Source organism: Cohnella hongkongensis (assembly GCF_042654645.1).
In the GTDB taxonomy this organism is placed as follows: Bacteria; Bacillota; Bacilli; order Paenibacillales; family Paenibacillaceae; genus Cohnella; species Cohnella hongkongensis.
The window spans coordinates 1-14,132 of sequence record NZ_JBHSEP010000017.1 but is presented as its reverse complement, the minus strand read 5'-3'; the positions used below and the strand labels follow the sequence as shown (position 1 = coordinate 14,132).

Genomic DNA, 14,132 nt, shown 5'->3' with positions numbered 1-14,132 from the left:
AAGACCGACCTCTTTTCCAATAAGTGATTAGCGTCCGTCGCGCTCCTCCTGTTTTCTCGTCGCCCTCGCCTGTCTGCGGTAATCGTTGGGGGAGAGACCCTCCAGCTTCTTGAAGGTGCGCAGAAACGTCGTCCGATCGAAAATGCCGACTTGTCTGGAGATCGCGGCGACGAGCAGGTCGGTGTCGCGCAGCAATTGCTTGGCTTTGTCGATACGCAGTTCGCTAATGAAGCTCGTAATGTTGACGTTGTACGTCTCCTTGAACAGCCTCGATACGTATTTCAGTGAGACGCCCATCTCCTCCGCGATTTTCTCCAGGTGAAGATCGGATGTATAATGCTCCTCCACGTACGCTTTGATGGTGGCCGCAAGATCGCTGGGTTTCCTTGGCGTCCCGACGCTGACGGTCCGGTCGATGATCCGGTGAAAAAAAGAAACCAGAACTCTCTTTCGTTCGTCGTACAGCATCGGAAGTCGCCCGGGCTGCAGGAGCAGACGCTGCTCGTCGGCGGTCAGCAGTTCCCTGGCGTCCTCTCCCTGCTCAAGCAGGAACCGTCGACCGGTCTCGAAAAGATGCGTAAAGAGCGAGTTCAAGGAATGGGGAGCATCGTTCTTGCGCCGTGCAAGCTCCTCGATGAGCTCGGCCGATCCATCTTTATGACCGATGCGAAGCAGTTGGAATAGCCTATTCTCGTCGGCATGCGTGTAGACAGGCTCGCAGGCGGGATCGGTGCCCGTATGTTCGACAATTCGATAATCCGGCTCGTTCGTAATCTGATGCAGCGCTGCGACGCCGTCCCGATAGGAACGCGCAATGCCCTCCATTCCTTGGCGAACCGACCCGATTCCAATGTGGAGTTGACAATATTTCCAGTCGCTGCTGAAGATGTCGACCAGTTCATGCATCCCCGCCTTAATAGAGTGAAGGGAATCGTCCGGACTGACATTAAACAGAATAATGTACAGCGAATCTCCGGTTTCCAAGACGTACGCGCTGCCGTACTCTTTCATCAGACCCTGCAGCAGATTTTTCATTTTATTCTCGATAACGATGCGCTCCACATCCTGAATTTCGACAAGGAAGCGTTCTTTGAAGCGAAGGCTGACCGCACAGCAGAGAAAGCCGTCCTGCCCGAACGACAACCGGGAGCGCATCACCTGCATTAGATTATCCTGCTGTTCCTTGGAAAACAGGCTTCCCTGAACAAGCTGAAGCAGCGATTGATCGAGATATTCCTGCGTCAGCAGCTCCATCTGGCTTCGATACTCGGATTGATGGTGCAGCAGCCGGTTAATTCCCGCTCCGATATGCTGCAGATCTAGCGAGGACCGACCGCCTTCCCCGATGTCCCGCTCCCCGGCCGAACCGCTCTCGAGCGCTTCGCCGATTCGCCGAATAGGCGTATAGAGGCGATAGGAAAATACGAAGGCGAAGATCACGCTAATGATGCACAAGATGATGCACAGGCTGACGACAAAGTTAAGAATGCCTGAAGCTTGCTGATTAAAGGCTTCTACCGGGGTCAGCGTATAGAAGGTCCAACCGATCGAGCTCATTGCGGACTGTTCGGTCATATAGCGATTGCCGCCCACCGCCAGTTCCGTCGCGGAGCTGTCCGAATTGAGGCCTGCCTCAGCGTCGGCGGTCCTCTTCAGGATGGCCGCCAGCGCTCCCTCGTTATCGAATTCCGGATCGGAAGCCATGACAAGCCGTCCGTCGTTATCGGCGACTACAATGCGACTCGTGCCATGATCCAGAATAGGGGCGAGCGTTCGCCATATTTTGTTAACCTGGACAGTGGCCGCTAATATGGCGCGATGATTGCCAATTTGGCTTGCTGTCAGAAACGTGATGACCGACTGGCCGCCGAAGGAGGTATTGACCTGCCTGGGACCGAGTATATCGACATAGCTCACTGTATCCAGCAGATCCGTCCAGTAATCGTCATCGTAGCCTTGATAGCTGTAATACTTATTAAAATACGGCTTAAAGTCGTTAATCCCGTTGTCGTTAAACACATACTGGTCATCCACGTAGGCGAACAGTTCTTCGACGAACGTATTGACATGGAACTTGGCTTTGTTAATGCTGGCGCGAAGGTACATCAGATTGGCCCGATCAGCCTCGCTCCACTGGCTTCGGGGCTTCATCAGCCTTAGAACGTTGGAGTCGCTGAAGAAGCTTGTCGAGGTTTCATGAATGCGCTGCCAGAAGCTCTCGATCGTATCGGTGGACGCCGTCAGATTCAACCTCAGCTTCTCCGCGTAGTCCTGCTTCAACCCCGCAACGAAGTTGGTATAGGTCAGTGTTCCTAGAGCGACAAGGGGAAGGAGAAAAGAGAGGAAGGAGAGCAAAATTTTCACGAATAGCTTGTTGACGCGAAGGCTTTCCCAGAATGTCTTCAATTCGCCGCTCCCCTTCCTGCTCTCGTCATGTGTTATTGGACGCGTTTCAGCGCTTCATTATAGATGTTCTCCAACTGCTCCGCTCCCGCCTTAGTGAGCTGCTCCGCCCATTGGTCAAACTCGGTCAACGGCTTGATGCCCATCACGAATTTAACGACGTCCTCCTCGAGCGGTGCCGTCTTGGAGGTAATTCCCTTGATCAGCTTGGTTTCCTCTGAAGTGAAGGCGGGAACCAAGGCTGGCGCATACCGAGCGCCCGGATCGTTGACAAGCTCCTCCCCCCAGCGAACGAGGTTCGGATCGGACAGCTGCGTGAACGGCCCTTCGTCGACGTGAACGGCCAGTGCGAGCAGGCCTGCGCCGATCTCGGAGAGCATGACCCGGGCCGGATCGGTAGAGCCCTTGTATTTCTCCAGCGTGGCGTCGGTCATCTTCGGCTGACCGTCTACAATCTCGAAGGTTTGCCCCTCGATGCCGTAATTGGTTACGTTCGTGCCTTCCTCTCCGTACATCCAGTCGAACATGTCGATAACCGCTTCCGGATTTTTTGTATCAGAGCTGATGGCGTAGTTGTCGGTCAGCCAGCCTTTCGGATAGAGCCAGCCGCGGATATCCCCCTTTGCGTTCTTCAGATACGGGATGCGGTCGAAGCGGGCTCCCGGTTCGGCCTGCTGCAGGGCCGCGGTATAGTTGACGGCAAAGGAGTTATTGTCATAGTAGAAGAACGACTTGCCCGTGCTCATCTTCTCGTCCCAGTTCTGCTTCGTATTGATGGCGAAGTCGGGATCGAGCAGTCCCTCGCTGTATAGCCTGTTCAGGAAAGTCAGCACTTCCTTGAACTCCGGCTTGTTTTGTCCGTAAAAATAGGCGCCTGTCTCATCGTCGTAGGTCATCCCGAACCCACCGCCCATCCCGAAGGCAAATGCGTCCAGGAAGGCGGGAATGCCCCGGGAGGAGAAAGGATAGGAGTCCGGATAAGCTTCCTTCATCTTCTTTAAAACATCGTACAGCTCGTCGAAGGTCGTTGGCACCGCAAGGTCCAGCTTCTCCAGAATGTCCATGCGAATCATCGGGGCTTTGCCGCCCTGAATTTTGAAATGCTCCGCGACGGGAAGAGAATACAGCTTGCCGTCGATGAACAGCTTCTTGATCTCCGGATTCGTCTCCATCACCTTCTGGAAATTGGGCATCCGGTCGAAATAGTCGGAGATCGTCAGGAACATGCCCGTGCCTGCGAATTCGGCCGCATCGCTAGCGGTGATGCCGATAATGTCCGGAATGTTGTTGGTCGCGAGCAGCGCTCTCTTTTTATCTTCGTAGTTGCTGCCTGGCACCGGCTCCAGATTGATCTTCACGCCCGTCTTCGCGAGAATCTCGCCGATTACGGGCGTGTCCTGTTTGACGGCTTGTGCGGGATTCTCTCCGCGCATCCAGCGGACTTCCACCGTCGACTTGCTCGCGGAGCCGGAGCTTTCTGCGGTATTCGGAGTTCCCCCTTGTCCATTCGAGTCCCCGCCCGAACTGCAAGCGCTTGCGATGAGGGCTGTGCTCAGCAGCAGGCTGGTCAAGACCGCGCTTTTTCTTGTCATCGTCCTTGCACCTCTTCTGTGATATTTTATAGTATCAACGTCAGAGCCAAAACACAATCGCTCCCTAGCTTCGCCGGCGGCGCCTCCGGCGGAGCCTATCCTTTGAGAGAGCCGATCATCATGCCCTTGACGAAGTACTTCTGGATAAACGGGTAGACCATAACGATGGGAAGAACGGCGATAATAATGACGGCATATTTGATATTGGTAGCCGTCACCGACGCATATACGCCGCCGAGCTCCTGGGTCTGATTGGACATCTCCCCCATCACGACCATGTTCCGCAAAATAATCTGTAAAGGGAACTTGCTCTTCTCGTCCAAATAAATCATGGCGGAGAAAAAGCTGTTCCAGTGCCCTACCGCGTAGAACATCGACATGGTGGCGATAATCGGCTTGGACAACGGCAGCGTAATTTTCATAAAGGACATGAAGTCGCTGGAGCCGTCGATGTGGGCGGATTCGTACAGCTCATTCGGGATTCCCTGGAAAAAGGTCCGCATAATGATCATGTTCCACACCGCGATGGCTCCCGGAATGACGATTGCCCACATCGTGTTCAGCATGTGAAGCTGCTGCACCAGCAAATAGGAGGGAATTAGCCCGCCGCTGAAAAACATCGTAATGACGATAAGCAGCGTGAAAAATCCTCGACCGTAAAACTCCTTCTTGGACAGCGGATAGGCGCACATCGCGGTGCAGCATACGTTAATCGCCGTCCCTACCGCGGTATACAAAATGGTGTTCGCATACGAACGCCAAATTGACGGATCGTCAAAAATAAGCTTGTAGGTGCTGAAGGTCAGACCTTTCGGCCAGAAAGCCACTTCTCCCCTCATTACCGCATGGCCGTCGCTCAGGGAGACGACCAGGACATAGTAGATCGGGTAGAAGGTGACGAACACCAGACCGAGCATGAACACCACGTTTGCGCCGTCGAACAGATGAGAGCCGAATCCTCGCTTGATCGCGTAACTCCGTTTTTTTACCATAAGCTCGTTTCACTCACTTTCTTGCTAATGGCGTTGCCGATGCTCAGGAAGATCAAGGCGATGACGGAGTTGAACAGCCCGACGGCCGTCGCGTAGCTGAAGTCGCTGGACACGAGTCCTCTCCGATAGACGTAAGTGGCGATAATATCCGACGTTTCGAAGTTGGCCCCGTTAGATAAGAGCAGCACCTTCTCGAAGGATACGGACATGATCGCTCCGATGCTGAACAGCAGCATAATAATGATCGTCGGAGCAATGCCAGGCAGCGTCACGTGCCGGATCTGCTTCCATCGGTTGGCGCCATCCATTCTGGCTGCTTCATAAAGCTGGGGATCGATGTTCGTGAGCGCAGCGAGATAGATGATCGAGCCCCAGCCGACTCCCTGCCAGATTTCCGAGGAAACGTAGATCGTACGAAACCAGTCGGGAATCATCAGGAAGTGAACCGGCCTAAGCCCGAGGAATTGAAGAAACTGATTGACGATGCCGTCGAACGAAAGGAAGTTGACGAGAATACCGCAGACGACGACCGTGGACAGAAAGTGCGGCAGGTAGCTGACCGTCTGCACAAACCGCTTGAACAGCTGATTTCTAAGCTCGTTCAAAAGCAGCGCCAGAATGATCGGAGCCGGAAAGGCAAACAAAATTTGATATAGGCCGATCACCAGCGTATTGCGAATCAGCTTATAGAAGTAAGGGTCGGACAGGAAATCGCGGAAGTACTCCATCCCGACCCACTCGCTCCCTGCGATCCCCTTAAACACGGAATAGTCCTTAAAAGCGATAACGATGCCAAACATCGGAATATAATGGAAGACAATAAAATAAACGAGCGGAATCGCGAACATCGCATAGAAAAAACGGCTTTTTTTGATGGACCTCCACACGCGCCGCGCGTTCGGCTGGCGAAATACGGTGGGTTCGACAGCGATGGCTGGCTGGACTTTCATGGCTCCTGACTCCCTTCGGGATAACTGATCTCGCAAGCGCCGTCCGCTTGCTTACCCTGAGATTAATGACGGGAAGGGCATGCGGCAAGAATCAACATCCCGCACGCGATGCGTTTTTCTTCTCGTGGCAGGATGCTTTTTTCCACATTGCGGCGTTTTTCCTGATCCGCTTGCGAATGAGGCAGTTTAGGCGTTTGGAGGGTGCCGCAACGACAAAAAAAGCAACGAGCCCGCTAGGGCCGTTGCTTTAACTAGGGAATATCGATTCCTTATTTGCTTAAAAAAGACAAACAGAACAGGCAATCGCCTTCCATCCGCAGATGACCGTAATACACGTTGCAGATGTGGAAGCCTTCGTGATACAGACGAGCGAGATTGTCGTAGCCTTCTCCGACGCCCGCGCTCGCCGCGGGGGCTTGTTCGTCGTTCCCTTTCACGGCAGCCGGTTCTTCCGCCGCTTCCTGGGTCGCCGCTACGGATTCCGTTTCTCGCTTCAATACTTTTCTAAGCTGCTGATTTTCAATTCGCAGCCGCTGGTTCTCTTCCAGCAGATCCTTTAACTTCAGCTTGAGATCTCCGAATTCGTCATATACTTTACCCAAATGCGATTCGAGTTCATCCATATGAAGGAAAATGTCTTTCATGAACAGATATCCACCTCAAGGCATCCGCTTATGTCATTTCGGAAGGTCGGTCACTCACTTCAAGACGACGTCGTCGAAGGGCAGCTCTTTCACCTTGCCCAGCTCGAACAGTTGTACGTGTACGCTTCGGGATCCGAGGTTAATGCCTACCACTTTGCCCTCTCCTAGAGACGTCACGACCATCTTGCCTACCGCAGGCAATTCTTCTTTGGCGCTTTCGTAGTTGTCGTGCTCATATTTCAAACAGCACATCAAGCGGCCGCACAAGCCGGAGATCTTCGTCGGATTCAGCGACAGGTTCTGGTCCTTCGCCATCTTGATGGATACCGGCTCGAAATCTCCCAGCCACGAGGAGCAGCACAGCACTCGCCCGCACGGCCCTATTCCGCCAAGCATCTTGGCTTCGTCGCGCACTCCGATCTGCCGCAGTTCGATGCGGGTCCGGAACACGCCAGCCAAATCCTTCACGAGCTCCCGGAAGTCAACGCGTCCTTCGGCCGTGAAATAGAAAATGATTTTATTCCGGTCAAACGTGTATTCCACGTCCACGAGCTTCATCTTGAGCGCGTGATCCTTGATCTTCTGCAGTCCGACGGTAAATGCGTTCTTGGCTGCGTTGCGGTTCTCCTCCACGGCCTTCGCGTCAGGGTCTCCCGCGATGCGAATGACCTTCTTGAGCGGGAGAACGACATCCTCTTCTCCTACCGTCTTCGGGCCGACGACGACTTTGCCGTATTCTACGCCGCGTGCCGTCTCCACGATGACATGCTGATCTTTGGATACCGGATGCTCGGCGGGATCGAAATAATAGATTTTGCCCGCTTTCTTGAAGCGAACTCCCACCACATCGTACAAATCTACCCCTCCCGCACTTTCACCAGAAATTGCTCCAGCGCCAGCTGCGGCGCCACATGAGCTTTAATTCTCCTTGCCGCCGTCAGAGCAGACTCCATGATCCCTACCCAGGATCCGATCGGTCGGCTCCAGGCCGTCTTCGCGATCCACTCCGTCTGGTCCGGGAATACCATCAGGCTCTGACGGTCGGTCATGGCGTAAATCATATCTCTATACCACAAAGCTAACATTTGTAGCAATATGTCAACATGTTCGGCGAGCTCCGTCTTAAACACCTGCTGCTGCGCATGAAGCAGACTGGCGGCGAACCGGGACGGACTCTCCTTGCCTAATTGTATCACTACGTTTCGGATATCTGCAAACCAATTCTCATCTACCAATTTACGGCTGGCTCCGAGCCCGGACGACAGATGGACGGCCGCGCGGGCCAGCAGCGGCGATTTGCCCTCCTGGACGAGGATGCTTTCCAGCGCCTGACGGTCGCCCGGAACGAACGGCACGAGCTGCGTTCTCGACAGAATGGTCGGCAGCACGGCCTGGGCGCTCGGAGCGAGCAGTATGGCGACGACGGGAGAAGGAGGCTCCTCCAGAAATTTCAGCAGGCTGTTGCCCGCCTGAGTCGTCATCGTCTCGGACGCTTCGATGATATAGACTTTATAGCCCGCTCCGGCGCTGCGATAAGAGAGGTCTCGCTGCAGCGAACGAATCTGCTCGATCTTGACGGAAGAACCGTCCGGCTGGATGACATGGAGATCCGGATGGTTGCCATGCAGCACCTTGCGGCATTCCAGACACTCCCCGCAGCCGTCGCTGCCGCCCCTCTCGCAAAAAATCGCCTGCGCGAACGCTTGCGCCATCTCCATCCGTCCCGATCCGGGCGGTCCCGCGAACAGGTAGGCATGCGCAAGTCGATTCGCCGCAAGCGCATGGCGCAGAAGCGATTTCGCCCTGTCTTGTCCCGTAATCTGTTGAAAACCCATCCAACGAAGCTCCTTAATTTTGAGACTCAAAATACGATATTAATCAGAAGTCCGCGAATTTCTCCCACCTTCTGCAGCAGGTCGATCCGCCCCTCTTCGCTTTGCAGCAGCTCTTCTCCCATGCCTACGAGCATCGCATCGACCTCCTCCAACAGCTTATACCGTTTGCCGCGGCCTCTCCGGTCCCAGCCTCTCGTCTCCTTCAAAGCGATGCCGCGGCGAACGGTATCCTCCAGGAACGCCTTCACCATCTGCCGATACAGCACCAGCTCCCGAATCGTCATCGACCGGGTCAGACGCTCGCCCTGCAATCGGATGTCCTCCAGCTTGCGCTGGAGCTCCTCATGCGTCCGCTGCTCGTCCTGCTGATGCATCAAGTCCCCGAAGCTTTGCGATTGCGCCGGTCTGGACGGGACGTCTCCCCGTTGAATCGTCTTGCCCACGGGATACAATCCCGGTTGGATTTTCATCTCCGTTCACACCGCCCAGCCGTTAGAAATGTTCGAACCGTTCAACCGGCAGCACGAATACGGCCGCTCCGCCCACCTGCACCTCGACGGGAAAAGGAATGTAGGAGTCCGCCGCTCCGCTGACGGGCGACACCGGCGTTACCAGCTGGTCGCGCACCTTACAGCTTGCACGGATGACGTCCAGCGCGCTCTGCACCCGGTCGTCTTCGATGCCGATCAGGAACGTCGTATTGCCTGCCCGAAGGAAACCGCCCGTGCTGGCCAGCTTGGTCGCCCGGAATCCTTCCTTAATTAAAGCGTTGGACAGTCGGTTGCTGTCCTTATCCTGAATAACCGCAATCAGTAATTTCATGTTCAGGCCTCCTCTTTCACAAAATAGGGGTCTGTCGACTATCTGTTGTTATCTATATTAAATTGGACACCTTCATGCGAAAATCCTTTTTTTAACGATTACGTCAGCGATTTCTGCACCCATCTCCATGCCGCTTCCGCCAACCGGTCAGGCTCCTCGCTCGCATCGAGCGTGCGGATGCGCTCCGGAAACTTCTCCGCCATCTGCAGATAGCCCTCGCGCACCTTCCGATGAAACGCCAGCCCCTCCAGATCCAGCCGATTCACTTCTCGATGCTCGTTGTCCGCGATTCTCGCCAATCCGACCTCCGGCTCGAGATCCAGATACAAGGTGAGATTGGGCATGCAATCCTCCGTGGCGAAACGGTTGATGTCCCAGACTTTATCGACGCCAAGTCCGCGCGCATAGCCTTGGTACACCAAGCTGCTGTCCACGAAACGGTCGCAAATGACGATGCTTCCCTTCTGCAAGGCCGGCATCACAATCTCGGCCAAGTGCTGCCTGCGGGCCGCCGCATAGAGCAGCGCCTCCGTTCTCGGATCCATCCTCGTGTTTTTCGTATCGAGAATGACGCCCCGAATCGCTTCCGCGATCGGACTTCCTCCAGGCTCGCGGGTTCTTATCGTTCTTTTCTTCGTTTCCCTGTATATTCTTTCCGTTAATCGCGTGATCAGCGTCGTCTTGCCCGCTCCTTCTCCGCCTTCTATCGTGATGAACAATCCGCCCCGCACCCGGTCTTCCCCTTTCCAACGTTACGCACGGCTCCGGACTTGCCTCTCCGCAAGCTTCATCGCTCCGTAGAACGCTCCGGCTATAACGCTTACTACCATCATATCAAAGCAGACGTTAAACATAAACAAATGCTTGCCGAGATCGGCCTCTCCGTCCCCGACGAGCGGAACGACGCAGGAGAACGCCCCGGCCACAGCGACGACGGACAGCGTCTCGACTCTGAGCCTCCAGGCGCCGGAACGGCTTGATCGCCATATCGCCGCCAGGGTGATGGCATATGCGAGGAAAATAAGAAAGTACCCGATCGCGCTGCGGGGCATCGCATAGACCTTAAACTCGCTCCAGCCGCCGAACGAATGCGAGATGGCCCCGGGGGGCTTGCCCGCAGAAGCATCGTAATTGCCCAGGTAGTAAGGGCGAATGTACATTGCGTTCTCCGCCGCTCGGTCCAGCTTCTGCATAAACCGGGAAGGATGCTTCAAATAATAAATCGCGATATCCTTATGACTTAGCTGCTGCAGCACCTCGCGGTGCAGAACGGGATCGTTCTGCGGAATCGCCGTATCCTTCTGGAAATAATTCGTGCCTGCCAGCGCTTTATACTTCTCGGGAATGCCCAACTCTGCCATATCGCGCTCCAGGTGCGGCGTATCCCTCAAAACGCCGAAGAAAATGGACTGATACAGGTTGACGTGCTTTAACCGATCTGGCGCCGCCACGAGCATAAGTGCGGACCCGACGAGCAGGACAGCGACTCCCGTCCATACCTGGCGCTGCCATCGGCGATCCTTCCTCAGGCGGATCATTCTCCAGGCAAGCAGCGCAAAGACGAAGCCGAGCGGCGCGTTCTGAATTTTCGAGGTGGCCACTGCCAGAGCGGCCGCCACGAATAAGGCGAACATTCGTCCCGAAGGCTCCTCCGACGAGGCCAGAGCGAACGCCGACGCGACCAGCAGGAGCATGGCGATCAGCGCATACGGCTCGCCGAAGAACGATTGGAAGTAAGCCGCATACCCGATATCACTGAATACGAACAATAAGGCTCCCGCCAGCACCGCGGCCATACACAGCGTCTTCGCCTGCCCCTTCATACGGGGAGAGTGGCGCACGAACAGCGCGATCGCCCAGATGTAGAACGCCGCGTAACACGCCCCAAGAATGCGGATATCAAATACGGACCCGTCGATCAGTCTTCCGATCCATCCCGCAGCGGCCACGAATAAGACATGTGTCGAGACATAGCCGCCCAGCGTGAAGTCTCCGTATCCGAAATAGGAATGCGCATAGTTAAAATAAAGTTCCTCGTAGCTCTGTTCCGGATGAAGCACCCGTAAACCCGATACGCCCAACACGCGTCCGAAATCTCCGCTATCGGCCAATCCGATAACGGGAGGAATCATGATTAATCCGATCAGCAGCATCCCTGCCGCAATCCCGGCGAACACCGCGACCCGGACGCGAATGTCCCTGCCGTTACGATTACTAAACATACACTCACCCTCTAGCTCCCATTATCTTGCCATACCTGGATCTCCAGGAGCTGCGGATCCCGTATTCCTTGGATTCGCGCGCCTTCGTGACGCCAGCGCAGCAGTTGGCCGACAAGACTCTTCGTTATGGTTTCGCCCGGAAAAAGCGCCGGTATACCCGGAGGATACGGGATCACCCATTCCGCCGCCTTGCGGCCGACGCTGCGCTCCAGCGGCACCGTAATTGCTGTTCGTTCCTCCCGATCAAATTCGACCGGCTCCGGTATGGCGATTTCTTCTGCTTTCTCATGCGGCCTCCGCCCGCTCATGCCCGCTTCCGGCCGCCCTTCCGGCCGCCCCTTCTGCCGGCGACTGGCGAGCTGCAGCAGGGCTTCCTTCAACCGCCGCCCGTCCTCTTGCGTCGTGCCCGGACCGAGTGCCAGCACCGCGTACTTCTCGTCCGCCATCTCCGCGATGCAGCGATGCTCTTCCAAGGCGTCTCTCAGCGCGAATCCGTCAAACGTTCCCGTTTCATCGAACAGCACCAGCTTTAACGGGTCATAAGCGATGTCCGCGCTTGCGTATCTTCCGTAGCCCAAAGCGCGGAACGGCGTCCTCTCCAACGCTTCCAATACGTGTTCCAGCGCCTCTATCGCATCGGAGAACAAATGTTCCCCGCTCGTATGAAGCTGCCTTCTGGCCAGATCCAACGACGCCAGAATCGGAAAAGAGGGACTTGAGCTCTGCACCATCGTCAGCGCCTGCCGCACAGCCGATCTCGGAATTCTTTCGCCTTGCATATGCAGCATCGCGCCCATCGTCAGCGCTCCGAGCATCTTATGCGTAGACTGCACCACGATATCCGCTCCGGACCTCAGCGCCGACCTCGGAAACCGCGGATGGAAGCCGTAATGCGCTCCATGGGCTTCGTCGACCAGCGCCGGAATGCCGCGGCCATGGGCAATCGCAATAAGTGTCGTCAGGTCCGGACTCATGCCGTAATAATTCGGCGACGACAGAATAAGAGCTTTGGCTTCCGGATAGCGCTCGAGCGCCTTCGCCACGAGCCGTTCGCCCGGAACGGTCGCCAGCCCCGACGCCTCGTCGATCTCAGGCGACAGGAGCACTGCACGGGCGCCCGCCAACATGAGTCCGTGAATGATCGATTTATGTACGTTGCGCTGCACGACAATCAAATCTCCTGGGCGGCATAAGCCGAGGATCATCGCCAGATTGCCCGACGTGCTGCCGCCCGCGAGAAACCGGGTTTCCTCCGCGCCGAAGCAATCCGCCGCGAGCGCCTGTGCCTCCAGCAGCGGCCCCTGCGGGTGATGCAGATCGTCGGTGTCCGACAGTTCCGTAACGTCCAGAGGGAGCAGAGAACTGTAGTAGGCGGCCGCCCGCTCATCGCCCCAAGCCGCCCGCGACTTATGGCCGGGCACGTGAAAGGCGGCCGCTCTCAGCCGATCGTGAGCGACCAACGCTTCGAACAACGGGGCTTTATGTTTATTTTGCACGACAATCCCTTCCCCATGCGTTCTCTCAGGTTCGTTCTTAATTATAGCAAAATCCGGTGGCTGAAGTCGGCCTTTCACGCAGAAGGGCCGGACAAGATGATCCTGCCCGGCCTCTCTCGATCAAATATGAAATCGAACCCATAGCTGCTTCAATTGCCTGACGAAAAATGGATACTTCTCGTCCTCTGCCCTCGTGTTCACCATCTCGGATTCGCATGATGTACATATAAATTCCGTTACGACCGTAATCCCTTCATCCTTCGGCTCCCCGCACACGATGCAGGTTTTCCTTTCCGTCGCCTCCATGAACTCCCCGCCTTTCCCTCATGTTGGCTCTAGTATGCCCGAATTCTATGAAAATATACGCATTCATAGTCCGAAAATAGCTTGAAACATAACATTAAGATCGGATTTATCCGATAGTATTTTATGGACAGAAAGCGTTCGCGCCAGGAGGAATAACGTGAATGAGCGAGCCGCACGTCAAGAGAGAAGCGACCTTCTATAATTATACCCTCGTTCGCAAAATCGCTTTGCGTCCCGAGAGCAAATATAGCTATTTGTCTACCGGTCTACTGCTAGTGACCGTCCTATACTTCGTCGATGGATGGCGCGGACTGATCTACTCTTTGGTCGGAGGCGCGCTCATGCTTCTCGTTCATGCGCTAGTGCTAAGAATTACGCTTCGGCGAGTCGACAAGCTGTCGGAAAAGAGATGGACCTTCCGCCGAGATTGGCCCTGGATCGGACCTCTTCCGATTATGGATACGCAGCTAGCCTTGTTTCGACGCCTGCACTTCCATCTGTTCCTCGTCGGCTGCTGCGTCTCCGGCTTATTCTACCCTTGGGCCCCCTCTTCTCTTGTCATCTCCATGATGTACTGGCACATCTGGCTGCTCACGCCGCGGCTGAGGCTGCTTGTGGCGCTGCGCCGGGAACGCAGAGACGGGGTCGTTCGGCTCGAATCCAAGGAAGTCTCCTTCTATCATCAATAAAGGACGACGGAAACCGCAAAAAAGCACCCGGTTAAGGGTGCTTCTTCGGTTTGCCCGGCCTGGCGACGTCCTACTCTCCCAGGACCCTGCGGTCCAAGTACCATCGGCGCTGGAGGGCTTAACGGTCGTGTTCGGGATGGGTACGCGTGGAACCCCTCCGCCGTCATCACCAGACCAGATC

At 55.6% G+C, this 14,132-nt stretch carries 14 protein-coding genes and 1 rRNA gene; 1 reads left to right on the top strand and 14 read right to left on the bottom strand.

The features are described 5' to 3' along the window. Positions 1-27: 27 nt before the first annotated feature. The 13 genes from ACFO3S_RS19850 to ACFO3S_RS19790 all read right to left on the bottom strand — a co-directional run bounded on the left by ACFO3S_RS19850 (position 28) and on the right by ACFO3S_RS19790 (position 13,262). A complete protein-coding gene (locus ACFO3S_RS19850; protein ID WP_378099654.1) occupies positions 28-2,406 on the bottom strand; it encodes a helix-turn-helix domain-containing protein in 2,379 nt (792 codons plus the stop codon). A 32-nt stretch (positions 2,407-2,438) separates the two neighbouring features. After that, complete coding sequence (locus tag ACFO3S_RS19845) at positions 2,439-3,995, bottom strand: extracellular solute-binding protein (protein ID WP_378099653.1); 1,557 nt, start codon at positions 3,993-3,995, stop codon at positions 2,439-2,441. A gap of 95 nt (positions 3,996-4,090) precedes the next feature. After that, positions 4,091-4,987 carry a carbohydrate ABC transporter permease gene (locus ACFO3S_RS19840; protein WP_378099651.1) on the bottom strand — a complete coding sequence of 299 codons (897 nt, stop codon included), beginning with the start codon at positions 4,985-4,987 and terminating at the stop codon, positions 4,091-4,093. Further along, positions 4,981-5,937, bottom strand: a complete 957-nt coding sequence (locus ACFO3S_RS19835) for an ABC transporter permease (protein WP_378099649.1) — start codon at positions 5,935-5,937, stop codon at positions 4,981-4,983. The genes ACFO3S_RS19840 and ACFO3S_RS19835 overlap by 7 nt, the downstream gene beginning before the upstream one ends. A gap of 269 nt (positions 5,938-6,206) precedes the next feature. Further along, positions 6,207-6,560: an initiation-control protein YabA gene (locus ACFO3S_RS19830; RefSeq protein WP_378099852.1), complete on the bottom strand. Its 354-nt coding sequence runs from the start codon at positions 6,558-6,560 to the stop codon at positions 6,207-6,209. Positions 6,561-6,635: 75 nt separating this feature from the next. Continuing rightward, a complete protein-coding gene (locus ACFO3S_RS19825; protein WP_378099647.1) occupies positions 6,636-7,436 on the bottom strand; it encodes a PSP1 domain-containing protein in 801 nt (266 codons plus the stop codon). 2 nt (positions 7,437-7,438) lie between these two features. Further along, on the bottom strand, positions 7,439-8,416 hold the full coding sequence (gene holB / locus ACFO3S_RS19820; protein ID WP_378099645.1) for a DNA polymerase III subunit delta': 978 nt from the start codon (positions 8,414-8,416) through the stop codon (positions 7,439-7,441). 26 nt (positions 8,417-8,442) lie between these two features. Beyond that, complete coding sequence (locus tag ACFO3S_RS19815; protein WP_378099643.1) at positions 8,443-8,886, bottom strand: YaaR family protein; 444 nt, start codon at positions 8,884-8,886, stop codon at positions 8,443-8,445. A 22-nt stretch (positions 8,887-8,908) separates the two neighbouring features. Continuing rightward, positions 8,909-9,238, bottom strand: a complete 330-nt coding sequence (locus tag ACFO3S_RS19810; RefSeq protein ID WP_378099641.1) for a cyclic-di-AMP receptor — start codon at positions 9,236-9,238, stop codon at positions 8,909-8,911. A gap of 98 nt (positions 9,239-9,336) precedes the next feature. Further along, positions 9,337-9,969 carry a dTMP kinase gene (gene tmk / locus ACFO3S_RS19805; protein ID WP_378099640.1) on the bottom strand — a complete coding sequence of 211 codons (633 nt, stop codon included), beginning with the start codon at positions 9,967-9,969 and terminating at the stop codon, positions 9,337-9,339. A 21-nt stretch (positions 9,970-9,990) separates the two neighbouring features. Next, positions 9,991-11,460 (bottom strand): glycan biosynthesis hexose transferase WsfD, encoded by a 1,470-nt coding sequence (wsfD, locus tag ACFO3S_RS19800; protein WP_378099638.1) that lies wholly within the window; start codon positions 11,458-11,460, stop codon positions 9,991-9,993. An 11-nt stretch (positions 11,461-11,471) separates the two neighbouring features. Continuing rightward, on the bottom strand, positions 11,472-12,956 hold the full coding sequence (locus ACFO3S_RS19795) for an aminotransferase class I/II-fold pyridoxal phosphate-dependent enzyme (protein WP_378099635.1): 1,485 nt from the start codon (positions 12,954-12,956) through the stop codon (positions 11,472-11,474). A gap of 120 nt (positions 12,957-13,076) precedes the next feature. Then, positions 13,077-13,262, bottom strand: coding sequence for a sigma factor G inhibitor Gin (locus ACFO3S_RS19790; protein WP_378099633.1), 186 nt, complete (start codon positions 13,260-13,262; stop codon positions 13,077-13,079). A 161-nt stretch (positions 13,263-13,423) separates the two neighbouring features. On the opposite strand from ACFO3S_RS19790, the gene ACFO3S_RS19785 reads away from it, so the two are divergent. Continuing rightward, positions 13,424-13,951 carry a transposase gene (locus ACFO3S_RS19785; protein WP_378099631.1) on the top strand — a complete coding sequence of 176 codons (528 nt, stop codon included), beginning with the start codon at positions 13,424-13,426 and terminating at the stop codon, positions 13,949-13,951. 57 nt (positions 13,952-14,008) lie between these two features. Here ACFO3S_RS19785 and rrf read toward each other — a convergent pair. Then, positions 14,009-14,125 (bottom strand): 5S ribosomal RNA (gene rrf / locus ACFO3S_RS19780). Between the last annotated feature and the right edge of the window lie 7 nt (positions 14,126-14,132).